This window comes from Streptomyces sp. NBC_01334 (assembly GCF_035983595.1).
Taxonomy (GTDB): Bacteria; Actinomycetota; Actinomycetes; order Streptomycetales; family Streptomycetaceae; genus Streptomyces; species Streptomyces coriariae.
On record NZ_CP130718.1, the window covers coordinates 344,983 to 369,968 of the forward strand.

Genomic DNA, 24,986 nt, shown 5'->3' on the forward strand with positions numbered 1-24,986 from the left:
GTCGGGGCCCGGCATGGCCTGCGTACAGGGGAGGAATCATGTCCATTCAGTGGCAGGACAACGGCTACACCTTCTACGGCAAGGAATCCCTTCCGCTCACGGCGCGCATGCAGGACCCGGGCTCCATGGAGTGCTGGGCCTTCTGTCTCGGCGCGGTGGCCGGGCTGCCCTGGAGCACGGTGGCCACCCACACCGCTCTCGGCGATCTCACCCACGGTCAGAACACCGCCAACACCAACCTGCTGGTGGAGCGCCTCAACCGGCTGCCCGGCGGACCGACGCTGCGCCTGCCCGCGCGCTGGTACTCGCCCGACTGGGACGGCAACAAGCTCCGCCAGATGTTCCCCGCGGCCGTCGCCATCGACCACCACTTCGTGGTCGCCCTGGCCATCGGGAAAGCGCCCGGCCAGCCCGACGCGGTCCGCTACTGGGACCCCGCGGACGCCCAGATCCACACCGTGACCGTCGACCAGTTCAGGCAGAACTTCAACCCCGAGTTCAGCGTCACCCGGGTCTGACCGTCCGCGCCGGACCGGATGCGCCATCACTGCATCCGGTCGCCGGCGCCCCGGTTGCTGCCGGGGCGCCGGACCGGATGCGTCAGCGGTCGTCCTGTACCGCCATTTCCCCGAGCAGGGACCAGTCGTTCTGCGGGACGGTCACGTTCACGATCCTGGGGGTCTCGGCGAGGTACGACGGCAGCTCGGCGCAGGCCGCGGCGAAGTGCTCGGAGGAGACGTGGGCCGACCCGGCCTCGTCGTCGCGGAACGCCTCGGTCAGCACGTACTCGGCAGGGTCGTCGACGCTGCGCGACCAGTCGAACCACAGACACCCGGGCTCGTCGCGCGTCGCGAAGGTGAAGCCTCGGGTGATGTCGGGCCAGTCATCCGCGTGCTGGGGAAGGACACGGAACCGGGCGGTGATGAAGATCATGAGCTTTCCTGGTGTGTCGTGGACGGCCCTCGGAGGTGGCGGCACCCCTCGCCGGGCGGTCGGCGGCCTCGTCAGGAACTGACCATGCCACGTCCGCGCACCCGGCCCTCGCCGACGAGCCGGTGTGCGCGTCGCGCTCGACGGCGGCGGGCTTCGCGTCGGCGGAGGCGTCGCCTTCCCGGCGCGAAGCCGGCGTGCCGCTGAGCGTCGGCGGTGTGCTCGTCCGAGGGCCCGGGCGCAAGACCTAGAGGTGCCGAGTGAGCCTCATGCCTTGTGCTGCATGGCCCGGCGTGCGGGATTGCCCTGTTCGGCGGCCTTGGGATCCTTCTCGTCGGCCTTGGCTCGCACACCGTCCGCGATGCGCTTGCCGATGGACTCGTCGATGTTCGACCAGTACGCGAAGGCACGCTCGAGGACGGGCTCGGTGACACCGTTGAGGAGATGTCCTACGACGTTGTCGACCAGGCGGTCGCGGGCGTCGTCGTCGAGGACCTCGCGCACCATGGTGCCGGGCTGGCCCCAGTCGTCGTCCTCCGGGTGGGAGACATAGGCGCTACGGGTGATCTCGCCGTCGGCCTCCCAGCTGGGCGGGCTGCCGTAGTGGGCGGTATCGGCCTCTGGACCGCCCTTGGAGTTCGGCGCGTAGACCGGATCGGTCGTCTTGCGGTAGGCCATCGCCCCGTCCTTCGAGTACGTGTGGACGTCGACGACGGGTGCGTTCACGGGAAGCTGCTGGTAGTTGGCACCGATGCGGTAGCGGTGCGCGTCCGCGTACGAGAACAGCCGGGCCAGGAGCATCCGGTCCGGGCTCGGTCCGATGCCGGGGACCAGGTTGTTGGGCTGGAAGGCCGCCTGCTCGATCTCGGCGTGGTTGTCGGTGGGATTGCGGTCGAGCGTCATGCGGCCGACCGGGATGAGCGGGTAGTCGCCGTGCGGCCACACCTTGGTGAGGTCGAAGGGGTTGAATCGATACCCCGCCGCGTCCCCGTACGGCATCACCTGCACGTGCAGCGTCCAGCTGGGGAAGTCACCGTCCCGGATGTGCTCGAAGAGATCACGCGTGTGGTAGTCCGTGTCCACCGCGGCCATCTGGTCGGCCTCGTGCTGGGTGAAGCACTCGATGCCCTGATCGGTCTTGAAGTGGTACTTCACCCAGAACCGCTCGCCCTCGGCGTTGATCCACATATAGGTGTGGGAGGTGTAGCCGTTCATGTGGCGCCAGGTCCGCGGGATGCCGCGGTCTCCCATCAGCCAGGTGACCTGGTGGGCGGACTCCGGGGAAAGGGTCCAGAAGTCCCACTGCATGTCGTGGTCGCGCAGGTTGTTGTCGGCGCGGCGCTTCTGCGAGCGGATGAAGTGCTGGAACTTCATCGGGTCCTTCACGAAGAACACCGGCGTGTTGTTGCCGACCATGTCGTAGTTGCCTTCGCTGGTGTAGAACTTCACCGCGAAGCCGCGCGGGTCACGCCAGGTGTCCGGGCTGCCGCGCTCGCCGGCCACGGTCGAGAAGCGGGTCACCAGTTCGGTACGGGTACCCGGCTGGAACACGGCTGCCTTGGTGTACGCGCTGACGTCGTGGGTCACCTCGAAGCGGCCGAAGGCCCCGCTTCCCTTGGCATGCGGCTGGCGCTCGGGGATCCGCTCCCGGTTGAACTGCGCCATCTGCTCGATCAGATAGGCGTCCTGCAACAGGATCGGTCCCCCGGGTCCCACGGTGAGCGAGTGTTCGTCACTCTCCACCGGGGCGCCCGAGTCGGTCGTGGTGGCGGGTCGGATCTCCGTCATGCGTCTGCCTTTCGTCTCGCGGCTGCGACGAGCGGGCTGGTCCGGCGCTGACGCCCGGACGTCCGCCCAGCGCAGTAGGCGGGGCACTCCCTGCCCCGGCTCGGGCCGCACGGACACGCTCGAATCGTCCTCGGCGGATCCTGGTGGCGGCTTTCGCTCTCCGTGAGCCGCGTGACCCGCAGCGGCCGCCGTAAACGTCCCCGCCGCGAGGAGAGCGGCCGGGGTGCTGTTCCCGGGAGGGTCCGGAACGTGAAGCGATCACTACCAGATCAGGCACCAGTAATGGCCGTACGTGCCGATACCGATGCGGCCGGTCTGCGGCACCAGCCTCGGGTCGGGGTCACCCAGGGCCGACATGGAGCACGCCGGGTCACCCACCGTCCCTGAGGTGGCCATGCGCTGAGCAGCTGCCTGAGCCACAGAAGACGTGTACCAAATCGTCGCTGCCGCCGGGCTGCTCTCGGGCGTCGGCGTCTGCGTGAGTACCGGGGTCGAAGGCGGTGCGGACGCGGTCGGCACCGACCTCGATGCGGACACAGTCGGCGCGGACGGCACAGACACTGTCGATGTCGGTGTCGGCGCTGTCGTCGACGTCGGTCGCGGCTGTGCCAACGAAGTGAGCGATGGCCGTGGTGACCGTGCAGGCGCCTCGGAACGTGCCGGCGCCGATGTCTTCATCGGCACGGCCGAAGGCCGCGAGGGGGAAGGGGTGCGGCCGACTGTCCCGTGGTCGCTGGGGCGGGTGGGGTGCCCGGCCGTCGCCGTGGAGGGAGCGGCCCGGGTTTCCGTGGGGCTGGGGCGCGCCGTACTGGGGGTTTCCGTGGGGCTGGGGCGCGCCGTACTGGAGGTTTCCGGCTCGGCCGTCAGGGACGGCAGTGGGTCGAGCGTGGGCAAGGACAGGGCACTCGAGACCGACGGCGCCGGCCGAGGCGTACCGCCGTCCGACGCCGTCAGCCCCCAGATCCCCAGGCCACCCGCCACAAGGACGGCTGCCCCACCCACGATCCACGGCGCCCTGCGTGGCGGACTTCGGTGGCGGCTCATGCATCCCACTGTCAGCCAGCCCGCAGGCGTTCTCAAGCGGTGGAGCCCCGCGCCGACGGCCCGACGTGCCTTCCTCGGCGGCCGTGCGGGCACGTGATGCCGGAGCACGGCCCGTCCCCTGGCACCCTCCCATGCTCCCGTTCCCCGGCCTCCTGCTGGAGGACGAGCCGCGCCGGACATCCGACGGACGGCCCTCCCGCCGGCCGGTCCGAATCTGCGCCCGCGCCGGGTGGCACTGCCGCGCCTCGAGCCATCAGGCCCCTGTCACCCGGAGGTCGGGGCGCCGTCGGCCACGTCGGTGGCGCGCAAGAGGCGCAGGAACGCCTTCACGCCCGCGATGATGTCCTGGTTGTCGGTGAGACGGTTCACCGTGGATTCGAACTCCCGCCCCAGCGCGGCGATCCTGCGGTCCACCTCCTCGGCCCGCTCGTACGTGCTCATGGCCAGTGCGTCCACCGTGCGGCGCAGTTCGGCGAGGGCCTTGTACTGTTCCTCCGCCTTCTCCTCCAGGGCCCGCGTCCCGGCCTCCGCGCGGTCCACCCGGGCCCGCACCTCGACGACGTCGTCCCGCGGGTACGTGACGTCCTTCAGGAGCGTGCCCAGACGCCGCCGGAGCTGGCCGAAGTACGCGCCGGCCGGCCGGAAGAAGGTGCTCAGCAGGAAGAACGCCGCGAACCAGTAGCCCGTGAACTCACCCGTCGCCCAGGTCACGGAGAGGACGACCGCCACCGTCAGGACATGGCCCGCGACCGCCGTCCGGAGCATCGTGCGGGCGATCCGCGCGGCCTCGGCATCCCTGGCCTGGGAGACCTCCATGCCCTTCTCACGGCTCACAGCGATCTCGGCGAGCACCGCGTGCGCACGGAAGTAGAGGTTCCAGGGCAGTGTGAGAAGGAGCATCAGCCACACAAGGCTCAGCACGCCCGCACCGACGGCGAACACCACCGCGGGCGGTGCACCTGCCACGTATGCGAAGACCAACGCCGCAGCCGCCGCGACCACGGCTGCCACCGCTCCCAGGAACCTGCCCATGCCCTGCCTCCCCGTTCGTACGTTCCCCACAACCAGCCCATCGTCGCCGCCCCGATGCGGGCAGGCATGAGTAGGCGTACTCAGTGCAGGGTGCGGCGCGGCCGGTGCGGCCTTCGTCGGCCGGCAGCGGCTACGAAGCGTTTGCCGCCTCGGCGATGTCCGGGCCGACTCTCCTGCTTCTGCTGATGCCGACGCCGGTGCCGATGTCGACGTGCGACAGACCGGAGGCGGAAGCTGACCGCCCACAACCTGCCGGGGCGTCCGCGCCGACGGTACGACCTCGACCTGCTCGACCGGTCGGGTACCGCATGCGGTACCAATGGCGGTACCTTGAATCCATGCCTGCACTCAATGTGGAATTCAGTGAAGAAGAGATGGCACGGCTGCGCGAGCGGGCCGCTCTGACGGGCCGGAGTCTGAAGCAGCACGTACACGATGTGACGGTGGAGGAAGCCGACCGGATCTCTTTCGTCGAAGGCGCGGTCGCCGAAGCTGCCCGCATCCTGCCCGGCATCGCCGCCCGCTTCCCTGAGGGACAGCGGTGAGCCCGATCATCCGTGTCGACGTCGGCTGGGTCCTGCAGATCCAGTCGGCGATCTCCCCGCTCAACGTGCCCATCGCGGACTGGGGCACTTTGGCGATCATGGCCGACCGGCACAAGTTCGAGCGGGAGCGCGGCGTCCTCTACTACGAGGAGATCGGTTCCCGGGCCGCGACCTTCCTGCACACCGCGCTGCTGCTGCGCCCCTTCACGGACTACAACCTGGTGATCGGCTGGGCCTGCACCAGCCAGTACATGCACGTCTCCGGTCAGCCCCTCCGGGCCAAGGACGACGAACTGTACGAGCTCGCTCGAGCGGTCCGCGCGCAGGAAGCCGATCTACGCACCATCGCGCAGCGCCTGGAGTCCTGGCGTACCGGGTGAGGCGCCGGCAACGAACGACATGGAGGGGCTCCTCGGCCTCGGTGCGAAGAGCACGGCCGGGGTCCTGCGCTGCGGCCCGGATCGTACGGTCACCGCGTTGACACCCGTCCGCGCCGGACGTTGACTGGCAGCACGGCACAGGGCCAGGCCACGACGAAACAGGTGATGCGATCCGCCCGCCCGCATCACCCAGACCTCGCGGGGACCACCTACCGGACACCAGCGAGGCGGCCATGGCCATTGCCCGGCCATCACAGACACGGCGCAGACGATGAAGGACGGGACCATCGAAGGCTTGGGCCGGTTCACCCCCGAACAGCGACTTCGACCGCAGCCGCAGCCGCAGCCGCAGCCGCAGCCGGGCAGGATCAACCTGGTCGCCGGAAGTCTGAAGCAGGCCGTCGAGAAGACCAAGAGCGCCTTCGGGCGGAACGGAAGCGGCATCTGATGATGTACGACCAAACACGCGCCCAGCAGCCCGCGGGGCAAACCGGGAACCCCGCCGAGCGTCGCGCCCCGGGCCCGGAGCCGCTGCTCCCGTTGGGCGATCGGGACAAGATCGCCCTGCGCCTCGGGCGCGCCCTCAACACCTTCACCGAGACCCCGCGCCAGGCACTGGAGGAGGCCGAGGGCGCCTACGACGAAGCCGCGGCCCAACTCGTGGACGCACTCGCGGAACGTCGGCGTGCCCTGCGTGCCGGCTGGGAGGACCAGGACTCCACAACCCCGTCCGACGAACTCCGGCACGCGCTGAGGCAGTACCGGGAGATCACCCGACGACTGCTCCAGCTCTAGCACCTGTCGGATGCGTCATGTGAGGTCGCTCCGTCCGTGCCCTTGAGCCGGGCGAGGGATGTGCGGTTCGGTGTGCGGGTCCTGGTCACGGTGGACCGGGACCCGCACGGCCTTGTTCACAAGGTCAGCTCGGCTGGTCCCCGGTGTAGCGGTAGATGCCGCCGGCTGAGTTGACGACCCAGACGGTGCCGTCGGCGGCAGCACCGACGTCGACCGCGGCACCGGGGATGCCGGTCCAGGGGTTGGCGTCGTGGCCGGTGTAGCGGTAGATCTGGTCGGAGGAGTTCACGCCCCAGACGTTGGTCCGGGAGCCGACGGAGATGCGCGACAGGCCTCCCGAGACCGGGACCCAGTCGGTGGAGCCCTGGTCCCCGGTGTAACGGAAGATCCCTCCCGCGGAGTTGACGTGCCACACCGTCCCGTCCGCGGCCACACCGATGTCCACCGCACGCCCCGGGATACCGACCCACGGGTTCGCGTCGTGCCCGGTGTACCGATAGATCTGGCCAAGCGAGTTGACGCCCCACACGTGGGTCCGCGACCCCACCGAGATGCGGGTTAACCCGCCGCTGACGCCGACCCAGTCGGTGGAGCCCTGGTCCCCGGTGTAACGGAAGATCCCTCCCGCGGAGTTGACGTGCCACACCGTCCCGTCCGCGGCCACACCGATGTCCACCGCACGCCCCGGGATACCGACCCACGGGTTCGCGTCGTGCCCGGTGTACCGATAGATCTGGCCCGAGGAGTTCACCCCCCACACATGGGTCCGCGACCCCACCGAGATCGTCGTCAGACCACCGGAGACCTGCTTCCAGTCAGCCATGCCTGTGCCCCTTTCACGTCGCACGTTGCATCCGGTACATGCGGTGCGACTAGGACACCCAAACAGCGCTATATGCCGATTGACCGCTTAAAACAACCAGAAATCGATGTTTGGTGCCGCCCCACCCTCCGGGAGCACGGCAACCGGAAAGTCCGTGCCGGCTCCCGAAAGGCCAGAAACGCTGTAACCCACATGGAGGCACCACGTCCCCACCGATCACGACACCCGCTCAGGGGAGGTCCGGTGGCACTCACCGCTCACCCCGTCGATCCCCTACCGCAAACACGACATATAGGTCTAGGATTCTCGGAACCTCTGCCGGATCCGCGGCACAGTCGTGCGCCGCGGCCATCGCTCGCCCTGCCCTCAGGCAGCCTTGAGAGGTGCACCATGACCGGCTCATGTTGCGAACACACGGCGACTTCCGACTGGCGCGATCACGCTGCGTGCGTCGGAGAGGATCCCGAGATCTTCTTCCCTCTCTCGGACCTCGCTGCCCCTGGCACAGAAGCCTCACTGGCCCGAGCGGTATGCCGCCGCTGCGCCGTGCTCATCGCCTGCCGCGACTGGGCGGTCGAGCACGGCGAAGACGACGGGATCTGGGGCGCCACAACGGCTGCCGAGCGCCGCAGCATACGACGAGCAGCGAGAGAGCCGACTCCCCCGCTCAGGCGCCACGACAACGGGTCGGGGCAGTCGTCGAGTCATTGAGCCTTTTCGGGCTTTCCGCTCCAGGCGGTGGTGGAGGGGTGGGCGTGCGCGGCCTGGAGCAGGCGTGCGGCGCCGCGGACCGCGGCGGTGTGCGGAGCGGGGACGGGCTGGACGGAAGCGTGCAGCCGGTCGGTGAGGCGGTAGGCGACGTCGGGCCGCAGCGCGCCCCCGCCGGCGAGGAGGGCGCCCCGCTGGAGGGCGTCGAGCGTCTGGGAGGTGTGGTCCTGCTCCAGCATGGCGGTCACCATGGCGGCGACGGCGTCGGTGATCTGCGTAGGTGGGGTGAGGCTGTCCAGGTCGCTGGTGCCCAGCGCGGTGTGGCGGGCGTCGGTCACCGCGCCGTCGGCGAGGAGCGTGACCTCGGTGAGGTGGGCGCCGAGGTCCACGACGAGCAGCGGACGGGTGAGGTCGGCGTCCGCGGCGATGGCCACGGCGCGCGCAGTGGGGACGGTCAGGACCGTGTGCGGGCGCAGGACCTCGACCGCGGTGCGCGCTTCGGCCCGGTAGGCGACCCCACCCAGTGCGGGCGTGGTCAGGATGAGCAGAGGGCGGCCGAAGCGGGGCAGTCGGTGGCCAAGCAGCCGGTGGAGCATCCGGGCGGTTCCGGGGGTGTCGACGATCGTGCCGCGCTGGATGGGGTACGTGGCGCCGGCGCCCGGGAAGGTGACCGTCCGCACGTCGAGGATCCTTCGCCGCCCGGACGTCCAGGCACGGGTGCGGGCGCTGCCCAGGTCGAGGGCGATGCCCGAGCACTGCCGGCACCAGGGCCACGAGCGGTGCTGGGCGGTCCCGGAGCCGGGCCCAGGTGGGGTGGTCAACGTCCGGCCTCCCTGACGTGTTGGCAGCGGGTGCAGTAGCGGGCCTGCGGCACGATCATCAGTCGTGCGCGGGCGATGGGCCTGCGGCACAGGTGGCAGGTGCCGAAGCTCCCCCGGTCCATCCGCGCGAGGGCGGCTTCGACGTCGGCGAGGACCATGCGGGCGGAGGCGGCGAGCTTGACGCGCACCTCGGTCTGGGAGGCGGACTGCCGGTCGAGAAGGGCGTCGGCGCGGGTCGTGGCGGCGGCTGAGAGCTGCTCCAACTGTTCCTGGCGGAACAGGCGTTGCTCGTGCAGGTTCTCGCGCAGTGCGGCGAAGTCCTCGATCGACAGAGCCGTGTTGCGGTCGTCGATGATCTGGTGGTTCACCCATTCACCCCCTGGGCAGGGCGGGAGACGGACGGCGGACAGTGGTCGTCAGACGGCGTGGCGCTGGCACGGGACGCAGAACGGCGTGTAGGGCAGGATCTCCAGACGCTCGACCGGGATGGGCTGGGAACAGTTCCGGCAGACGCCGTAGCTGCCGTCCCGGACACGTGCGAAGGCGGCCTCGACCTCGGTGAGCACGCGATGGACGGTGTCTTTCTGGGTGGACATCACCTGCTCCTCGCCGACCGGCGCGGCTTCGCCGATGGCCCGCAGCTGCGCAAGGCGGGAGGCACGTTCGTGTTCAAGGCGCTGGAGGGCCTCGTGCGCCGTCAGCCGCTCACGGCGGGTTCCGGTCTGGGGTGTGTCGAGCGACATGGCGGTTCCTTCTTTCAACGCGGAGGTGGGTCGCGCGGGGCAGGGAGTCGTCGGGGGCGATGGTCGGGAGGAGTCACCGGTGGCGGTTCGTGCCTCCACCGTGGCCGCAATGCCACGCAGAGACCATCGGGCGCGATACCCATCTATGGCCCGTCCCAGGGCCACACGACGTGGGCAGGCCAGGTCCGGGAAATGGGCATTGGCCCCCATCGACGGCGGGTCGCGGAGCGGGCAGCCTGGGAGCAGGCCGGTCACGACCAGTGGCCGCACCCCACGTTCGGGGTGCGCGCGGTGGCCGACAGCGGAGACACAGCCGTGTCTCGCAGAGAAAGGCGTCGTCCCGGTGTCCCTGTTCTGGCGGATCTTCGCGCTCAACGCTGTCGTGCTGGGAAGCGCCACCGCGTTGCTGCTGTGGGCTCCGGTGACCGTCTCGGTGCCGGTGGTGCTGACCGAGGCGGTCATCCTCGTGGTCGGCCTGGCCGTGATGCTGGTCGCCAACGGGGCCCTGCTGCGGATCGGCCTGGCCCCGCTCGACCGCCTCACCCGGCTGATGACCACCGTCGATCTGTTGCGCCCCGGCCAGCGCCTGCCGGAAGGACGACGCGGCGAGACCGCCGAACTGATCCGCACCTTCAACGCCATGCTCGAGCGCCTGGAGCATGAACGGGCGTCCAGCAGCGCCCGTGTCCTGCTCGCACAGGAAGCGGAGCGCCGCCGCATCGCCCAGGAACTGCACGACGAGGTGGGCCAGAGCATGACCGCGATCCTGCTCGCGCTGGAGCGGGCCGCTGACGAGGCGGACGAGCCCCTGCGCGGTGAACTGCGGCAGGTGCAGGAGATCACCCGGGGAAGCCTGGACGAGGTGCGCCGTCTGGCGCGTCGGCTGCGGCCGGGCGTGCTGGAGGACCTCGGTCTGATCAGTGCGCTGACCTCGCTGACCACGGAGTTCTCCACCCACGTGGGGCTGCGCGTGGTCCGCCGCTTCGACACCGGCCTGCCCGCGCTGGACCAGCCGACGGAACTGGTGCTGTACCGCGTCGCTCAGGAAGCCCTGACCAACGCGGCCCGTCATGCCGAGGCCGGTCAGGCAGAGGTGAGCTTGCGCCGCACCGCCGAGGCAGTGGTGCTGGCCGTCGTCGACGACGGCCGCGGAACCGGTGTCGCCCGCGAAGGGGCCGGAATTCGCGGAATGCGCGAGCGGGCCCTGCTGATCGGGGCCACGCTGGACGTCACCTCCCAGCCGCAGGCCGGTACGCAGGTCCGGTTGACCGTGCCCCTCGTCAGGAAGCAGCCATGACCACGCCCGACTCCTCCGTGATCCGTATCCTCCTCGCCGACGACCACGCGCTCGTACGTCGCGGTGTGCGACTCATCCTCGACCGGGAACCGGACCTCGAGGTCGTCGCCGAGGCCGGGGACGGCGCGGAGGCCATCGAGCTGGCCCGCGTCCACGAGGTCGACCTGGCGGTGCTGGACATCGCCATGCCCCGGATGACGGGTTTGCAGGCCACTCGCGAACTCGTTGCGCTCAAGCCGGAACTGCGCGTGCTGATGCTGACGATGCATGACAACGAGCAGTACTTCTTCCAGGCGCTGAAGGCCGGGGCCAGCGGATATGTGCTGAAGTCCGTGGCCGACCGGGACCTGGTGGCCGCCTGCCGGGCCGCCATGCGCGACGAGCCGTTCCTGTATCCCGGCGCGGTCACCGCACTCATCCGCAACTACCTCGACCGTGTCCGCCACGGCGAGGAGCCGCCCGACCAGGTGCTGACCGCGCGCGAGGAGGAGGTCCTCAAGCTCGTGGCCGAGGGCCACTCCTCCAAGGAGATCGCAGAAATGCTCTTCATCAGCATCAAGACCGTCCACCGGCACCGAGCGAACCTGCTGCACAAGCTCGGCATGCGTGACCGGCTGGAACTCACGCGCTACGCGATCCGCGCCGGCCTCATCCAAGCCTGACCCTGCCGACTTCCCCCCGGGCTCGGCCTGCCCACGCCCCGGCCGGGAACCTCAAGGAACCCAACTCCCCCCGGCATACCGCCACCACACGCGAAGAGGACGGCCAGGCCATGGCACGCTGCACGCACGCCGTCCGGCGCACAGGTGGCCCGAGCCCGGCGTCGGCGATGGCCGTCCTGTTCAGCGTTCTCATCGCTCTGCTCGGCGCGCCGTCACTCGTCGGTCAACCCCTTCATGCACTGGGCGGCACGGCATCTGCTGCCCGGGCCACGTCGGCACACAGCAGGCCCGCCGCGGACGACGCGGAGTCGTCCGTCTCCGCTGCGCCCCGGAGCCATCGGGAGGCTACCGGCGAGCTTCATGTTCCGCCGGTGGCCGACCCGCCTACGTCACGTGACACCGCCGTCGACCGGCTCCGGCCCTCGCGTGGCCCGCTGTCGGCGGCAGGCTCGCCTGCATCGGAGCAACCGGCACACCGTCACGGGGTGCGGGCGCCGCCCTCGCCCACCGGCACCTGACCTTCTCGGCGCCCAGCTCGCCTACCTCGCCGCACGCTTCCGCTGGCGGCTGGGCAGCTCCGCGGTCGCTGCCCTCGCGCACGACGTCGTCATCCTCATCGGTGTCTTCGCCTGGCTCGGCAAGCCCGTCGACGGCGTCTTCCTCGCCGCCCTGCTGACCGTCATCGGCTACTCCGTCAACGACTCCGTCGTCGCTTCGACCGGATCAGGGAACTCGGCCGTCGCAAGGGCAAGGAGCCCTTCGCCCGCAACGCCAACCGAGCGCTCCTGCAGACCCTCCCCGGACCGTCAACACCGGCATGGGCGCCGCATTCATCCTCACCGCACTGGCCGTCCTCGGCGGCGACACCCTGACCGACTTCGCCCTCGCCCTCCTCATCGGCCTCGCAGTGGGCACCTACTCCTCGATGTTCACTGCCACACCGCTGGCCATCGAACTGCACCGGCGCACAGAGGCCGCGCTCACCGCATCCCCGAGGCATCGGCAGCGCCCGCCGCCGAGGTCGAGGACAGCCCGGTCCTCAGTGGTGGAAGGTGGTCGGGGATGTCGCTCATCGCTTCGGGCGAAGCCAGGCAAGGTCACGACTCCATCGTCGACGGCACCTCGATGCCGAGCCGCGGCCGCAGCATCGCCGCATGTGTCAGCCGTTGTCAGCGGGAGAGCCACACGGGCGTCACTCCTGCGCGAAACGCCTCTTGAGCCAGGTGAGCAAGGCCGCGAACGCAGGGGTCATGGCGGCGTCCGACTGCTCGAGAACCGTCACCCGGTCGCCGTCGTCCACCGTGATCGTGTAGCTCATCGCATCCCTGGCGCGGCCCGCCTGGTCGCCCTGGGGCATCGAGGCGGCCGCCGCAAGCAGCTGGGCCAGTTCAGCCGCAGCGGTCTCGGGCAGGGCGTCTGTGTCCAGCACCTCGGGCGGGCGGCGGAGGTTGGTCGCTGCCGCCAGCCCGCCGTATGTCTCCAGAGACACCGTCACATGGTGCCCTTCAGCGCGGACACGTCCTTGGCCAGCCCCGTGAGCTTGTCGTTCAGTGCCCCGATCTGCCTGGCGAGGGCTGCCTGGCCGTCCTCCCGACTCGCGCCGCCGTTCCCGTTGACCGCAAGGCTCCGTACCCGGGCGACTCCGGTCGGGACGCCCGCGATCGGGACTTCCACCTCCTGCCACGCCGACAGCACGGCCGACTGCTCGGGGCTGCCGGCGCCGAACAGTTCCCCGGCCTTCTGGAAGGTGGTACCCGCGAAAACCTGGAACTCGTCCTCGGCGCTGGACGCCTTGAGCGACTCGTACCAGATGGTTCCGGCAGCCTCCCATGCGAATCCGCCGATGCGCACAGCCGTCAGGAAGAACGCCTTGTTCGGAATGCCTGAATTGAAGTGCACTCCGCCGAAATCCCCTCGCTTGGTGTCGGGCAGGTGGATGAACCTGCTCATACGGTCGGGCTGGGGGTCCTTTCCGAACTTCGGATTGTTGTACGCGTGCCCTGGGTCCTTCATCGACCGCAGGGCGTCGCCACGGATTCCCGGGGTCCACACGTCGGCCCCGATCAGCCAGTCCGCCTCCTCGGCGGTCTGCTTCAGCGACCACTGCTTGACCAGCGACCCGAAGACGTCCGACATCGACTCGTTCAGGGCCCCGGACTGATTGTGGTACTCGAATTCCGAGGTGTGATCGGTCACTCCGTGCGTCAACTCGTGGGAGATCACTTCGAGGGATCCTGTGAGGTTGCTGAACTCCTTTCCGTCCCCGTCTCCGAAGAGCATCTGCCGTCCGTCCCAGAACGCGTTGTTGACCTGGAATCCGAAGTGGACGTATCCGTCCAGGCGCATTCCACGGCCGTCGATCGAATTACGCCGGAACACCTCGTTGTAGAAATCGCGCGTAAGGCCGAGTGCGTCGAACGCCAGGTTGACGGACGGGTCCGCGGACTCCGGGCCGTCCTCCGGCCTGGCCAGAACAGCGTTGCCGAGGAATTCCTCCTGCTCGCAGTCGAAGACGGTGCGCCGACCATTACCGGGGGCGGCCGCGCCGGCGAAGGACGCCCGGACCCCGCGTTCACCCCGCAGACGAGCAGTGACCAACAGCGTGTCCAAGGCGGCCTGGCGTACCTCACCGTCCTCGCTGTCCAGGAGCTTGTCGAGAATGTACGGGGGGATGATGCAGTTGATTGGGCGAGCCTTGCTCATGGGACACCTCCTGGGCGAGAAGACCGACGGTTGAGCATTCATCGTCTCGACCGGCTGCTCGAGTGTTCTCAGAACACCGCTCCCCGCGTTCAACGACCAACACAAGGACAGCGTTTCGAAATTCAACATGACAGTCGCAGAAACGAACCAGCTATTGCCCGCTGGTGTGGCAGCAGCGGGAGAAGCGTTGGCACCGACCATCCCCGTTTCCAGCGGCGCAGTCACGCTGATATCACCAGTCTCCTGCTGGCCGTGGTATTGAGCAAACGCAACACGAGCAGCGAGATCCGCCCACAGACGGCGAGAAATGAGGAGCGTTCACAACACCTCACACAATGAGGCGGATCGGTACTGCTGCTCTGTCCGCACCGGGATCCCGTGGGAGTACCCGCCGCAGGCGCTCGGCTTCGGCTCGGGCATGACGCGCCGACGGCGGCCGCGGGGTCGGAAGCCGGAACCAGGCCGGGGCCCTGCAGCGACCGCACGAGGGCTCACCGGCCGAACCGAACGCCGCCTCCCAGCCGGACAGGTCCCGCTGGGTGGTCGGTTCCGCCCACGTCAGGGCGCCGGCCGTAGCGGACGACATAACAAATTGGCCAGGGCGCAACTGCCGACGGCTGAAACTCGTCCCTTCCTCCCGAGCCCGCCGAGGCTCACGGAGATCTAGAACAAGCAAGATGGGGGACGAACCATGAACCACACGCCGAGGAAGAGCCGTCGCAGACCGGGCGCCGTCCGAGCGGTCGTGCTGGGCGTATGCGCCGCGAGCGCGCTGGGCCTCACAGGGTGCTCCGGGGACGGCGGCACGGCGGGCGCCGGCAGCGACGTGAAACCGAGCGCGACGGCGGCGATCGGCACCGGCGCCACGACGGGTGCGGACGCCGACACGACGGGCAAGAAGCCCGGCACAGAGGCTTCCACGGGCGCAGGCGGCGGGGTCAAGTCCCCGAGTGTCGTGCCGATTGCCTCCAAGCCCCCGGCCGCCACGGCGACGGGGTCGGGGTCGGGGTCGGCGGGCGCCGACAGCGATGCCGGCGACTGTGACCACAAGATGCCCATCTCCCCCGACGAGGTCGCGGTCTACCGCTACACGCCGGAAGGGGGATCTCTGAGCTTGATCGTCAAGCACGGCAACTGGGGATGCGGTACGCCCGACTCGGACGGCGCCCCGTTCGAGACGGTCGGCAAAGAGATCTACATCCCGATGGATCAGGCCGCATACGTCACCGTGACCAACCCCATCGTGGAGAGCACCGAGAACCAGCCCATCGGCGTGCAGGAGTTCCTCGACTGGCTCGAGGCACACCCGAACTCCGGGCTGGTCTTCACCTACCACCTCGACAGCAGCGGGGCCATCGACCGCCTCGACGAGGTCTTCACCCCCTGACAGGCGTTCGTCAGGACTGTCTCGAGGGCTTGAGGGCTCGAGGGCTCGGGGGTGTGGCCCGCCCGGTACGCCTGACGCACCGGTTGGGCCTCAACTGCCCTCATTGCCGAACGGGTTGTCCTGCGCACTACCCTTCGCTCGTCCACCCCTGTTGACTTGTCCGCCCGTCGGACGACCGCCTCGGAGGCCGCGTGCTGATTCTGCTGGTGTTCGTGCTCGGCTGGGTCGTGTTGCTCACGGGGGGCGTCGGCCTGTCGACATTGCAGGGGCCGCCTCGGGCGGCCCTGCGGTGGTGGGTCCTCTACGTGTGTTTACTCGGCGCGGCCATTGCCGCACTGGTCCTGGCGTGGCGAGGCCTGGACGCGCACTGCGGGGCGCACCCGTCGAGCCGGCAATGTCCGCCTTACCCCTTCGGGGAATGACGCGCACTCCCCCGGTACAGGGTGTGTGCCGTCGCGCTGTCGGTGGCCACGACGTCGACGACGACCGACCCGGTCTCCATCGCTCGTAGTTCGGTACGCTGCCGCAGTGATCCTTCCGACGGTCGATGAGGTGCGCGCGCTGCACGAGCGGTACGCGCCATCGCGCGAGGCTCTGGACCTCGTCTTCACCCACTGCGAAATCGTCAGCGGCATCGCCGAACAGCTTGTGGCACAGACAGACATCCCCGTCGACGCCGACCTCGTCCGTGTCGGCGCCCTGCTCCACGACATCGGCGTCTACCGGCTGTACGACCAGGCCGGTCGGATCGATCACCGCAACTACGTCCGCCATGGCGTCCTCGGCTACGAGATCCTCCACGAGGAGGGATTCCCGGAGCGCCTGCGCCGCTTCTGCTCCTGCCACACGGGAGTTGGCCTTACCCGGCACGACGTCCGCAATCAGGGGCTCGGCATACCCGAGGCCGACTATCTGGCCGAGACCGTCGAAGAGCAACTGGTCATGTACGCAGACAAGTTCCACAGCAAGACGACTCCCCCTACGTTCCTCACCGCCGACACCTATGCCACACGCGTGGAGAAGTTCGGCGTGGACAAGGTCCACGCATTCGGCCTGCTGCGCGCCCGGTTCGGCGAACCCGACCTGACCTCGGTCAGGGGGCGATACGGCCACGCGCAGGTTTGAGGCCGGCGGCGGCCCCGCGACAGCGACCCCGCGGGCGCTCACGAACGACAGACCCTGGGGCCTGTCCGGCGGAACTTGCCGGACAGGCCCCAGGTCCCGAAGAGGGATCAGCGCTTGAGCGTGAAGGTGAAGTCGCCGGAGAGCTTGCCGCTCAGCCGGACCGTCGAAACGAGTCTCCCCTCCGTGATCAGCCTCTCGACCTCGGCTCGCGACAGACCGCAGCCTTCAGCGATCAGTCGCACCGGCCGGACGGGGATCCGTGCCGCGAAGCGGACCGATACGTCGATCACCTCGCGGTCCAGGTGATCCGATCCGCCGGTGTCGAGACGCCAGGCGTCGTCCCAGTCGAGGGCGATGCGATTACGGCGCCGCACGGCCGGGTCCTGGAGCAACTCAGCTGCCAGGCCGGGGTCGTTGTCATGCAGCCGGTCCAGCAGCCCAGAACGTACGGAGCGCACGTTGATCCGCTCCAGGACCGTGAGCTTTGCCGTGTCCCCGCAGACGGTACAGAGCACGAGGAGCCAGGCATCGAGGAGCTTGTGGTTTGCGTTGACGCGAAATTTGCCGTCTGCCCGGAAGCGATCGGACGCGCACGCGTGGCAACGGCGGAGAACGGTCGGCAGGCAGGTGGGCGTGACCACCCAGCTATTGAGCACAGAAGTACACCGGTTTCAGTGAGAAGTCCGCAGCAAGATGCAGCGCGGCGCACATGCGCGACGCGCGACGAATCAGCACTCGGGAGGTCTCACACGGTGTACAACGGCACGTCCTTCCCCGGACGACTTGGTTCGGCAGCACGGTAATGGCGCACAGCGGCGCTGCTCCACTGGTTTTCGAACAGCGCCCAACCGCCGGGTCCTGTCCGGCGGTTCACGGACGAAGCCGGTTGCCGGTCGGCCTTGTCGAGTACTCCGGTTGGTGTGTCGACGTCGCCGTCGGCTCCGACGAAAGCCTTTGCGCGGGCCGCCGTCCGGATGATGGGGTGGCGCGGTGACCGACCGCAGCAGGACCGGGGCTGTCCGACCGTCGACCCTGGCTTGGGTGGGCCGGCATCTGGACGCCGGTGAACGGATCGTCAGAACCGAGGCTTTGCACGGTGGCATCACCGCTGAGATGCGGCGGCTGACCGTCGGGACGCGAGACGGAGACACCCGCGATCTGGTGCTGCGGACCTTCGTCGACCCGTTCTTCGTGGAGAACGCCGAGGACCTGCTGAACCGCGAGGCCCGCGCCCTCGCCCTGCTCGCGGGGACCGACGTGCCGGCTCCCGATCCGGTCGCGGTCGATCCGACCGCCGCGCGGTGCGAATATCCGTCGCTCCTGATGACACATCTGGCGGGCCGGACGGTCCTGGACGACGAGGGGCTGGAGGCGCGCGTCCCCCTGCTGGCCCGTCAGCTCGTGGCGATCCACGCGTTGCGACCCGCCGAGCGGCCCCAGGTGTACGAGGCATGGACGACGGCCGACGCCGTCGTCCCTCCGGAAGCTGCCGACGCGGCGGCATGGGCCGCGGCGATCGACGTGATCCGCCGGCCTGCGCCGCCCTATGAGGGGCGGTTCCTGCACCGGGACTTCCACCCCGGCAATGTGCTGTTCGACGTGGTGCCCCGAAGCCTGGCGGGTCCCCGGATCACCGGGGTCGTCGACTGGGTGCAGACCTCCTGGGGCCCGGCGGACCTCGATGTGGCGCACTGCTCCACCGATCTCACGCTGCTGCACGGCCCGGTGTGGGGTCTGCGGTTCGCCGAGGCGTACGAGGAGGCCGGCGGGGTGCCGGCCGCGGCTGCGAGCGAGCGGCTGTACTGGCGGCTGCTGGACGGGCTGGCGTTCGCGGCGGGCCTGCAATGGGTGGCGCGGCCGTGGCGGGAGGCCGGGAGGACGGAGCTGACGACGCGGGCCGTGGAAGAGAGGCTGGATGCCTACGTCACCGCTCTCATGGACACGCTGGGCTGAGCCGAGACGGTTCGGGGCGCGCGCACGGTGGCGCGCTCCGGGACCGGCTTCGACGTCCGGCAGCCGCGCCGGTCACGCAGGCAGCCGGCCGAAAACGGTCCGGCGAGGCGCTCCTGGTGCCAGGTTTCTCGTTGCGTTTCCAGGCATGACCAGGGACCCGCGTGTGCCGGGTCCTGGTGCGCGTCCACCGCCGTGCCAGGGCTGCCCGGGCACCCCTGCGGGTCTGCCACAGGTCCCCCCTCTCGGCACGCTCGAGTACTTCACCGGCGCCCGCCCCGTCCCCCGCGCCCGTCACCGAGGGCAGGAATGCCCCATGAGCGAGGCGACAGCGGGTAGGCGGATTTATGCGACAACAACAACCTGTGACGAACGACGAGGAAACGACCCACGGAAAGAGTTCTATGGTCACCGCGCTTGAGAACCGGGCATCGGATGAACAGGAACCCGCGGCGCCCCTGCGCTACAGCGCCGCCTGGGACACTGAGGACGTGTCGATCGCTGAAGCCCGAGCAGCCGTACGTACCCTGCTGGCCGACGCCGGCCACGACCCTGACCACCCGACGAGCCAGGACGCCCAGCTCGTCGTGAGTGAGCTGGTCGCCAATGCGCTGCGCCACGCACCCGGTCCGGGCGACCTGGCGCTGGAGGTGACGCCCGATGCCTCCCTGCTGCGCATCACCGTGCGTGACAGCTCCCCGCGCCCGCTCGAACTGCGCGCGCACGACGCCCGCCGCGTCGGCGGGCACGGCCTGTATCTGGTCACCCGGCTGTGCGACCAGCTGCACACCATCGCCCTGGAGACGGGCAAGCAGATCGTCGCCCATCTCCGCCTGCACAAGCCCGCCGGCCAGAGCATGCCCGCTTGAGCAGGCGTAGGCCGCGGCCGGCGGTGTGCCCGTCTCGCTCACGGCGCCGCTTCAGTGAGAGGTGAGCATGCCTTCGCGCAGCCGGGCGAGGGTGCGCGACAGCAGTCGGGAGACATGCATCTGCGAGACGCCCAGGTGTTCCCCGATCTGGGCCTGGGTGAGTTCCTCCACGAACCGCATGTGGATGATCTGCCGGTCCCGCTCGCCGAGCTCGGCGAGCAGCGGGGCCAGGGCGTGGAAGTCCTCCACCAGCTCCAGAGCCTGGTCCTCGGCGCCGATGAAGTCCTGCAGCGCCGCTTCGCCGTCCTCGCTGCCGCTGATGGCGGCGTCCAGGGAGGAGGAGTTGTAGCCGTTCGCGGCGAGGCGGGCCTCGCACACCTCTTCCTCGGGAAGGCTCATCAGCTCCGACAGCTCCTGCACCGTCGGGGTGCGGCCCAGACGGCTGCGCAGCTCCTCCGTGGCGCGCGCGAGCTGGACCCGGGCTTCCTGGAGCCGGCGAGGCACGTGCACGGCCCAGGTGGTGTCGCGGAAGAACCGCTTGATCTCACCCACGATGTAGGGGATGGCGAAGGAGGTGAACTCCGCCTCCCGGGAGAGGTCGAAGCGGTCGATCGCCTTGATCAGGCCGATCATGCCGACCTGGACGATGTCCTCCATCTCCTCCGGCCCCCGGCTGCGGAACCGGCCGGCCGCGAAGCGGACGAGGGACATGTTCATCTCGATCAGCGTGTTGCGCGCATACTGGTGCTCCGGCGTGCCTTCCTCCAGCACCGCAAGCCGGTCGAAGAACAGCCGGGACAGCTCGCGGGCGTCCCTCGGCGCGACGCGAGAGGGATCTGCGACCTCCGGCAACTCGCGCGACTGCGTGTCCGTGGCCGTCGCCCTCTTGAGTTCCATGACCTGCCCCTCCCGGTATCGAAGCCCGATCGCCACCGCCGGCTGGACGCAACCGGCACCGCCGCGCGGATACCCCCTCATTGTGCACCTATGCCGGCGCTCACCCGGAGGGTGGGATTCATCGGTACGGGGCAGTCGGAACAAGCGGGTACGTCGAACGGACGTACTGCCCGCCAGCTGAGGAGATCAGGGCATGGCAGGACCGGAGCACACGCAGAGCCACGTGAGACGGCTCCTGCCGTCGCCTGCCGCCGCGCTCGCCGAGGTGCTGGAAGCCATCGGGGCCGGGGCCTACGTCGTCGACGAGGAGGGTCGCATCCTCGCCGTCAACTCCCGCACCGAAAGATTCCTGGACCGGCCCGCCGGAGATCTCCTCGGCCATGACGCGCACGACCTGCTGCACCGGGACGCCCACGGCCAGCCCTTGCCGAGGACTGCCTGCCGTATGCGGCAGGCCTTCCACGCCGGGTGCACCGCTCAGGCCGAGGAGGACTACTTCGCGCACGCAGACGGCACCGTGCGGCCCGTCTCGTGGCTGATCACCCCGTTCGGTCTCGGGGAGTGTGAACGGGGCACGCTCGTCCTCTTCCATGGCCGGCAACCGCGCGAGACCGACGCGCGGCCGGAGCCGGCGGCCACCCTGCTGCCGGAACTCGAACGGCTCGCGCTGCTGGCCGCGACCACCACCCAGCTGACCTCCACCCTCGATGTCGACGAGGCGCTGCGGCGGCTGGTGACTCTGGTGGTGCCCCGGCTGGCGGACTGGGCCATCATTGACCTGATCACCGAACGTGACGAGGTGTGGCGAACTGTCGTCGCCGAGGCGGACGGCGATGCCCTGGTGCGGCACGAAGAACTTCAGGGACCCATGCCGCCGGTCCCCGAGGAATCCCCGATGCCCTTGTCCAGGGCCCTGCGCGGAGTCGCCTCGACGCTGGCCGGTCCGCAGACCTACCAGGGGCCGCCGGATTCCGGCATCGCGGTCGAACAGCGCCGCCTGTTCGACGCCACCGGAGTGCACTCCGCCGCCATCGCACCCATCCGCAGCACCCGCGCCGTCCTCGGTGCCCTGACCCTGGGCCGTGCCAGGCAGCCGGGGGACTTCAAGACCGCCGACCTTCCCCTGATCGAGGACATCGCCCGCCGCGCCGGCCTCGCTCTGGACAACGCGCGCCTCTACCAGCGCCAGCGCAAGGTCGCCGAGACCATGCAGAACCATCTGCTGCCGCAGATGCCGCGCGTGTCCGGGTTGCAGATGGCGGTCCGCTACCTGCCCGCGCCCGACGCCTCGCAGGTGGGGGGCGACTGGTACGACGCCTTCTCGCTGTCCGACGGCGCCACCGCGCTGGCCGTCGGCGATGTCGTCGGACACGACCTGGAGGCCGCGGCCGGCATGGCGCAGGTGCGCAACATGCTCCGCGCCTACGCCTGGGCACTGCCGGAGCCCCCCAGCCGGATCGTCGAACGCCTCGACGAGGCGGTCATGCACATCACCGACGTCACCATGGCCACCATGATCCTCGCCCGGGTCGAAGAGGCCGACGAGGGCCGGTGGAGACTGTCCTGGAGCAACGCCGGCCACCCTCCGCCCCTGCTGATCAGCCATGACGGGCTGGCCGACTACCTCACCGGCGGCCACGGCATCCTGCTGGGCACCGGAGCCGGCGAGCCCCGCACCGACGGCACCGCCTTGCTGCCGCCGGGATCAACCCTCCTGCTGTACACCGACGGCCTGATCGAGGAACCCGGCCACACCCTCGACGAGGGCCTGCACCGACTGCGCCGGCACGCGGCCGCCCTCGCCCACCGCTCTCTGGACTCCTTCACGGACCAACTGCTGCGCCGGGTCCGCCCGGCCGCCAACGACGACGACGTCGCCCTGCTCGCCTTGCGGGCGCCCACCCGGACATGACCCGCACGCTCCGGTGGCGGCTGACCGCTGAGCCCCGGGCCGCCGCCCGCCCCGGCTGTGACCGGAGGGTGCCGCTGCCTCGAACCCCGGCGGCCCATGCGCCGGAGCCATGGCGACGGGGGAAGCCGTCGTGCGCCGTACCCGTCACCTCACACGGGGTGCCGCAGCTCATCGCTGCGGGGCGGGTCTGGTCTCGTCCGGTCGGCGGCGATTGCCGTGCCAGTCCAGTATCAGGACCGTGGCGTCGTCCTTGAGGTTGCCGCGGCAGGCGTCGAGCACAGCTGCGGTCAGGCTCCGGACGGCTTCACGCGGGTGCAGCGCGCGGGTGTCGTGGATGACCGAAGGCAGGTCGACGGCCGCGGCACCGCGGTCCTGCATGCCGTCGGTCAGCAGGACCAGGCGGTCTCCGGGCAGCAGTTGCAGTTCCTGTACGCGGTAGGCGGTGGGCGCCGCCACTCCGAAGGGCAGGTTGACGGCCAGCCTGACCTCTTCGACGATGCCGTCGCGCAGCCGCAGCGGCCGGGGGTGGCCTGCGTTGACCAGTTCGCACAGGCCTGTTTCGAGGTCGACGCACAGCAGCTGTCCCGTGGCCAGGCCACGGTTGTGGCTGAGCATGGCCTGGTGGGCGTGGCGGGCCTGCTTGAGGGCGTCGCAGCCGCTGCGGCGGGCCCGGCGGAGCGCGCCGACCAGCAGGGTGGCCAGCAGGGCCGAGTTCGTGTCGTGGCCCATGGCGTCGGTGATGGACAGGTGCAGGGTGTCGCGGTCCAGGGTGTAGTCGTAGGTGTCGCCACCGATGTCGTCGGCCGGGACCAGCCCGGCGGCGAGGGTGAACTCGTCCGCCTCGCAGCAGGGCGCCGAGGGAAGCAGCTGGTGCTGGATCTCCGCGGCCAGGCTGGTCTCGGTGGTGCGCCGGCCCAGGTGGTAGAGATCGGTGAAGCGGCGGTCCGTGACGATGATGTAGGCCAGCGCGTGTGCCGCTTCGCGGACCTGCCGCAGCACCGTGTCGTCGGCGGACTGGAGGGTGAGCTCCAGGACGCCGATGCAGTCGCCCCGGTTGGTGACCGGCGTGATGACGCGCCGCCCGCCCTGCCCGTCCGGCTCCACATGCTGACGCTGGCTGCGCAGAACGACGTCGTACACGCTGCCCTGCAGGTCGATCGGCTCGGCATCGTCCGCGACCTCACCGCCGGCCGCGACGAGCCGTACCAGTCGCTGACCGATGAGGTCCACGAACAGGAAGGACACACGCTCCGCGCCGAACCGCTTCTGCAGATCGTGCGCCACGACGTCGACTGACTCACCGGGCGGAGCCGCCTCCGCAGCGGACAGCAGTTCGCCCAGTTCCAGATCTCCACCCTCCACGACAACCTCCTATCGGCTGTCGCATCTTCTTCCCCGACTCTCCGCAACATCACCTGGTGTTCTCATCTTGCCTGGTCAGGACGGCGGGTCAGGGCGGAAAACCCGCTGCCGGACGCTCCGTTCTCCCACCGTCGCCCCGAAGGAGGCCAGTTCGTGACTGCCCCGAGCCGGCTGCCCCGGGACGGCTCGGATCCCGCCGGACGCCTTATCTCGGGGGGCCGACGAACGAGATGTCAGCGGGCCGGGCTCCTGTGGGCGCCGAGGCTCAACACCCGCCTGCCGCCCTGGTGTCGGCTGCCGTCGGCAGAGCGCCGGCCGGGGTGGGCCGGCCTCCTCCACTGCGCGGCCGGGAAAGTGACTCGAGCCGGCGGAATCGGGAGGATGCCCGGTTGCGCGGGGCGGACGGCACGTCGTACCGAACTCGACCGGACGGACCGGTCACTGCCCAGCGCCCGGGTCAAGACGGGTGAGTCTGGCCGCCGGCCCCGGGTGCCCCGGCGCGCAGTCCGTCCATGACGAGGTCGAGAAGCCGGGCGGCGCGCGGGCGCCAGTCGTCCGTGGGTGCCAGCTGCCACAGGCCGCCGATGGCGAGGACCAGGTCGTCGGGGGTCATGCCCGGCCGGATGGCGCCCACCGCGTCGTTGGCGCGCAGGAGGAGTTCGGCCGCGTCGGTGACGGGGGTGTGCGTCGGCTTCTCGGGGCCGCCCGGCGTGCTGGTGGCGAGGCGGATCGCGTCGGCGAGGCCGGCCTTGGTCATGGCGAACTCGGCCAGTCGGTCCATCCAGGCGCGCAGGGCCTGCTCCGGCGGCAGCTGTTCGAGCAGCTGGGCCGCGCTGTCGGCGACCTGGCGTATCTCGTGGCGGTAGATCTCCAGGACCAGGGCCTCGCGGTGCGGGAAGTTGCGGTAGAAGGTGCCCTGTCCGACGCCCGCCTTCTTGGCGATCGCGCTGAGCGGGGCGTCGGGGCACAGCGTCAGCTCGGTCAGGGCGACCTCGAGGATGCGCTCACGGTTGCGTTGTGCGTCCGAGCGCAGGGGCGCGTCCTTCTTGTGCTGCACTCGACTCTCCTCGGGGGTGCGCGGCCGAACCCCACCCTTGCTAAGCGGACAACTGTCCGTTACGTTTGCCGGTAGCGGACGATTGTCCGGTTGGGTTCAACCATAGCCCCGGCCGGGTCCGCGCGGGAGTACGCGGCCACCGTCAGCGCCGCCCCG

The 24,986-nt window shown here is 69.8% G+C and carries 28 protein-coding genes and 1 pseudogene; 15 read left to right on the top strand and 14 right to left on the bottom strand.

Translation table 11 applies throughout. The features are described from left to right. The first annotated feature begins 38 nt into the window (after positions 1-38). Entirely contained in the window at positions 39-518 is a 480-nt protein-coding gene (locus OG736_RS01535) for a hypothetical protein (protein WP_327180739.1), read from the top strand. Positions 519-600: 82 nt separating this feature from the next. On the opposite strand, the gene OG736_RS01540 is transcribed toward OG736_RS01535, so the two are convergent. From OG736_RS01540 to OG736_RS01555, 4 genes are all read right to left on the bottom strand, one after another. Beyond that, positions 601-933 (bottom strand): putative quinol monooxygenase, encoded by a 333-nt coding sequence (locus tag OG736_RS01540; RefSeq protein WP_327180740.1) that lies wholly within the window; start codon positions 931-933, stop codon positions 601-603. A gap of 264 nt (positions 934-1,197) precedes the next feature. Continuing rightward, a complete protein-coding gene (locus OG736_RS01545) occupies positions 1,198-2,718 on the bottom strand; it encodes a catalase (RefSeq protein ID WP_327180741.1) in 1,521 nt (506 codons plus the stop codon). Positions 2,719-2,979: 261 nt separating this feature from the next. Further along, a complete protein-coding gene (locus OG736_RS01550) occupies positions 2,980-3,114 on the bottom strand; it encodes a hypothetical protein (protein ID WP_327180742.1) in 135 nt (44 codons plus the stop codon). A 912-nt stretch (positions 3,115-4,026) separates the two neighbouring features. Further along, positions 4,027-4,794 carry a hypothetical protein gene (locus tag OG736_RS01555; RefSeq protein ID WP_327180743.1) on the bottom strand — a complete coding sequence of 256 codons (768 nt, stop codon included), beginning with the start codon at positions 4,792-4,794 and terminating at the stop codon, positions 4,027-4,029. 338 nt (positions 4,795-5,132) lie between these two features. Between OG736_RS01555 and OG736_RS01560 the strand changes: the two genes are divergently transcribed. From OG736_RS01560 to OG736_RS01575, 4 genes are all read left to right on the top strand, one after another. Continuing rightward, complete coding sequence (locus tag OG736_RS01560) at positions 5,133-5,339, top strand: hypothetical protein (RefSeq protein WP_078615999.1); 207 nt, start codon at positions 5,133-5,135, stop codon at positions 5,337-5,339. Further along, entirely contained in the window at positions 5,336-5,719 is a 384-nt protein-coding gene (locus OG736_RS01565) for a hypothetical protein (RefSeq protein ID WP_327180744.1), read from the top strand. The genes OG736_RS01560 and OG736_RS01565 overlap by 4 nt, the downstream gene beginning before the upstream one ends. Positions 5,720-5,990: 271 nt before the next feature. Then, positions 5,991-6,167: a CsbD family protein gene (locus OG736_RS01570; protein ID WP_327180745.1), complete on the top strand. Its 177-nt coding sequence runs from the start codon at positions 5,991-5,993 to the stop codon at positions 6,165-6,167. After that, positions 6,167-6,514, top strand: coding sequence for a hypothetical protein (locus tag OG736_RS01575; protein ID WP_327180746.1), 348 nt, complete (start codon positions 6,167-6,169; stop codon positions 6,512-6,514). Before OG736_RS01570 ends, OG736_RS01575 begins: the two co-directional genes overlap by 1 nt. A gap of 124 nt (positions 6,515-6,638) precedes the next feature. On the opposite strand, the gene OG736_RS01580 is transcribed toward OG736_RS01575, so the two are convergent. After that, positions 6,639-7,337 (bottom strand): tectonin domain-containing protein, encoded by a 699-nt coding sequence (locus tag OG736_RS01580; RefSeq protein ID WP_327180747.1) that lies wholly within the window; start codon positions 7,335-7,337, stop codon positions 6,639-6,641. A gap of 390 nt (positions 7,338-7,727) precedes the next feature. On the opposite strand from OG736_RS01580, the gene OG736_RS01585 reads away from it, so the two are divergent. After that, complete coding sequence (locus OG736_RS01585; protein WP_327180748.1) at positions 7,728-8,048, top strand: WhiB family transcriptional regulator; 321 nt, start codon at positions 7,728-7,730, stop codon at positions 8,046-8,048. On the opposite strand, the gene OG736_RS01590 is transcribed toward OG736_RS01585, so the two are convergent. From OG736_RS01590 to OG736_RS01600, 3 genes are read right to left on the bottom strand one after another with little or no spacing between them, the layout of a single operon-like run. Then, entirely contained in the window at positions 8,042-8,866 is an 825-nt protein-coding gene (locus tag OG736_RS01590; protein ID WP_327180749.1) for a hypothetical protein, read from the bottom strand. The two genes, OG736_RS01585 and OG736_RS01590, sit on opposite strands and share 7 nt — an antisense overlap. Continuing rightward, complete coding sequence (locus OG736_RS01595; protein ID WP_327180750.1) at positions 8,863-9,234, bottom strand: TraR/DksA family transcriptional regulator; 372 nt, start codon at positions 9,232-9,234, stop codon at positions 8,863-8,865. Before OG736_RS01595 ends, OG736_RS01590 begins: the two co-directional genes overlap by 4 nt. 48 nt (positions 9,235-9,282) lie before the next feature. Next, positions 9,283-9,609: a TraR/DksA family transcriptional regulator gene (locus OG736_RS01600; RefSeq protein WP_327180751.1), complete on the bottom strand. Its 327-nt coding sequence runs from the start codon at positions 9,607-9,609 to the stop codon at positions 9,283-9,285. 343 nt (positions 9,610-9,952) lie between these two features. Here OG736_RS01600 and OG736_RS01605 point away from each other — a divergent pair, with 343 nt between their 5' ends. The 3 genes and pseudogenes from OG736_RS01605 to secF form a co-directional block, all read left to right on the top strand. Beyond that, positions 9,953-10,906 (top strand): HAMP domain-containing sensor histidine kinase, encoded by a 954-nt coding sequence (locus OG736_RS01605; protein WP_327180752.1) that lies wholly within the window; start codon positions 9,953-9,955, stop codon positions 10,904-10,906. Then, positions 10,903-11,568 carry a response regulator gene (locus tag OG736_RS01610; RefSeq protein WP_327180753.1) on the top strand — a complete coding sequence of 222 codons (666 nt, stop codon included), beginning with the start codon at positions 10,903-10,905 and terminating at the stop codon, positions 11,566-11,568. Before OG736_RS01605 ends, OG736_RS01610 begins: the two co-directional genes overlap by 4 nt. 522 nt (positions 11,569-12,090) lie before the next feature. Then, a pseudogene (secF, locus tag OG736_RS01615) lies at positions 12,091-12,535 on the top strand (protein translocase subunit SecF); the annotation flags it as partial. 225 nt (positions 12,536-12,760) lie between these two features. Here secF and OG736_RS01620 read toward each other — a convergent pair. Both OG736_RS01620 and OG736_RS01625 read right to left on the bottom strand, forming a co-directional pair. Continuing rightward, the gene (locus tag OG736_RS01620) at positions 12,761-13,057 is read right to left on the bottom strand and encodes a protealysin inhibitor emfourin (protein WP_327180754.1); all 297 of its coding nucleotides are present in this window, start codon (positions 13,055-13,057) and stop codon (positions 12,761-12,763) included. A gap of 2 nt (positions 13,058-13,059) precedes the next feature. Next, positions 13,060-14,496 carry a M4 family metallopeptidase gene (locus OG736_RS01625; RefSeq protein ID WP_327180755.1) on the bottom strand — a complete coding sequence of 479 codons (1,437 nt, stop codon included), beginning with the start codon at positions 14,494-14,496 and terminating at the stop codon, positions 13,060-13,062. 466 nt (positions 14,497-14,962) lie between these two features. Here OG736_RS01625 and OG736_RS01635 point away from each other — a divergent pair, with 466 nt between their 5' ends. The 3 genes from OG736_RS01635 to OG736_RS01645 all read left to right on the top strand — a co-directional run bounded on the left by OG736_RS01635 (position 14,963) and on the right by OG736_RS01645 (position 16,783). Next, positions 14,963-15,658, top strand: a complete 696-nt coding sequence (locus OG736_RS01635) for a hypothetical protein (protein WP_327180756.1) — start codon at positions 14,963-14,965, stop codon at positions 15,656-15,658. 191 nt (positions 15,659-15,849) lie between these two features. Then, a complete protein-coding gene (locus tag OG736_RS01640; protein ID WP_327180758.1) occupies positions 15,850-16,080 on the top strand; it encodes a hypothetical protein in 231 nt (76 codons plus the stop codon). A gap of 106 nt (positions 16,081-16,186) precedes the next feature. Then, positions 16,187-16,783, top strand: a complete 597-nt coding sequence (locus OG736_RS01645) for an HD domain-containing protein (protein WP_327180759.1) — start codon at positions 16,187-16,189, stop codon at positions 16,781-16,783. 107 nt (positions 16,784-16,890) lie between these two features. Here the strand turns inward: OG736_RS01645 and OG736_RS01650 are convergent, their stop codons facing one another. After that, positions 16,891-17,439, bottom strand: a complete 549-nt coding sequence (locus OG736_RS01650) for a DUF1062 domain-containing protein (RefSeq protein ID WP_327180760.1) — start codon at positions 17,437-17,439, stop codon at positions 16,891-16,893. A gap of 385 nt (positions 17,440-17,824) precedes the next feature. Here OG736_RS01650 and OG736_RS01655 point away from each other — a divergent pair, with 385 nt between their 5' ends. Together OG736_RS01655 and OG736_RS01660 are read left to right on the top strand one after the other, a co-directional pair. Beyond that, complete coding sequence (locus tag OG736_RS01655) at positions 17,825-18,736, top strand: phosphotransferase family protein (protein WP_327180761.1); 912 nt, start codon at positions 17,825-17,827, stop codon at positions 18,734-18,736. Positions 18,737-19,224: 488 nt separating this feature from the next. After that, positions 19,225-19,602 (top strand): ATP-binding protein, encoded by a 378-nt coding sequence (locus tag OG736_RS01660; protein ID WP_327180762.1) that lies wholly within the window; start codon positions 19,225-19,227, stop codon positions 19,600-19,602. A gap of 51 nt (positions 19,603-19,653) precedes the next feature. Here the strand turns inward: OG736_RS01660 and OG736_RS01665 are convergent, their stop codons facing one another. Further along, positions 19,654-20,499: an RNA polymerase sigma factor SigF gene (locus OG736_RS01665; protein WP_327180763.1), complete on the bottom strand. Its 846-nt coding sequence runs from the start codon at positions 20,497-20,499 to the stop codon at positions 19,654-19,656. A gap of 193 nt (positions 20,500-20,692) precedes the next feature. Here OG736_RS01665 and OG736_RS01670 point away from each other — a divergent pair, with 193 nt between their 5' ends. Beyond that, entirely contained in the window at positions 20,693-22,411 is a 1,719-nt protein-coding gene (locus OG736_RS01670) for a SpoIIE family protein phosphatase (RefSeq protein WP_327180764.1), read from the top strand. A 168-nt stretch (positions 22,412-22,579) separates the two neighbouring features. On the opposite strand, the gene OG736_RS01675 is transcribed toward OG736_RS01670, so the two are convergent. Both OG736_RS01675 and OG736_RS01680 read right to left on the bottom strand, forming a co-directional pair. Further along, positions 22,580-23,773 carry a PP2C family protein-serine/threonine phosphatase gene (locus OG736_RS01675; RefSeq protein ID WP_327180765.1) on the bottom strand — a complete coding sequence of 398 codons (1,194 nt, stop codon included), beginning with the start codon at positions 23,771-23,773 and terminating at the stop codon, positions 22,580-22,582. Positions 23,774-24,230: 457 nt separating this feature from the next. Further along, positions 24,231-24,830, bottom strand: a complete 600-nt coding sequence (locus OG736_RS01680) for a TetR/AcrR family transcriptional regulator (RefSeq protein WP_327180766.1) — start codon at positions 24,828-24,830, stop codon at positions 24,231-24,233. Between the last annotated feature and the right edge of the window lie 156 nt (positions 24,831-24,986).

Excerpts from the sequence above, each read along its gene's own strand:
- OG736_RS01540 (WP_327180740.1), bottom strand. The coding sequence starts at position 933 with ATGATCTTCATCACCGCCCGGTTCCGTGTCCTTCCCCAGCACGCGGAT.
- OG736_RS01670 (WP_327180764.1), top strand. The coding sequence starts at position 20,693 with ATGGCAGGACCGGAGCACACGCAGAGCCACGTGAGACGGCTCCTGCCG.
- OG736_RS01665 (WP_327180763.1), bottom strand. The coding sequence starts at position 20,499 with ATGGAACTCAAGAGGGCGACGGCCACGGACACGCAGTCGCGCGAGTTG.
- OG736_RS01610 (WP_327180753.1), top strand. The coding sequence starts at position 10,903 with ATGACCACGCCCGACTCCTCCGTGATCCGTATCCTCCTCGCCGACGAC.
- OG736_RS01555 (WP_327180743.1), bottom strand. The coding sequence starts at position 4,794 with ATGGGCAGGTTCCTGGGAGCGGTGGCAGCCGTGGTCGCGGCGGCTGCG.
- OG736_RS01635 (WP_327180756.1), top strand. The coding sequence starts at position 14,963 with ATGAACCACACGCCGAGGAAGAGCCGTCGCAGACCGGGCGCCGTCCGA.
- OG736_RS01585 (WP_327180748.1), top strand. The coding sequence starts at position 7,728 with ATGACCGGCTCATGTTGCGAACACACGGCGACTTCCGACTGGCGCGAT.
- OG736_RS01570 (WP_327180745.1), top strand. The coding sequence starts at position 5,991 with ATGAAGGACGGGACCATCGAAGGCTTGGGCCGGTTCACCCCCGAACAG.
- OG736_RS01580 (WP_327180747.1), bottom strand. The coding sequence starts at position 7,337 with ATGGCTGACTGGAAGCAGGTCTCCGGTGGTCTGACGACGATCTCGGTG.
- OG736_RS01545 (WP_327180741.1), bottom strand. The coding sequence starts at position 2,718 with ATGACGGAGATCCGACCCGCCACCACGACCGACTCGGGCGCCCCGGTG.
- OG736_RS01560 (WP_078615999.1), top strand. The coding sequence starts at position 5,133 with ATGCCTGCACTCAATGTGGAATTCAGTGAAGAAGAGATGGCACGGCTG.
- OG736_RS01575 (WP_327180746.1), top strand. The coding sequence starts at position 6,167 with ATGATGTACGACCAAACACGCGCCCAGCAGCCCGCGGGGCAAACCGGG.
- OG736_RS01600 (WP_327180751.1), bottom strand. The coding sequence starts at position 9,609 with ATGTCGCTCGACACACCCCAGACCGGAACCCGCCGTGAGCGGCTGACG.
- OG736_RS01550 (WP_327180742.1), bottom strand. The coding sequence starts at position 3,114 with ATGGCCACCTCAGGGACGGTGGGTGACCCGGCGTGCTCCATGTCGGCC.
- OG736_RS01535 (WP_327180739.1), top strand. The coding sequence starts at position 39 with ATGTCCATTCAGTGGCAGGACAACGGCTACACCTTCTACGGCAAGGAA.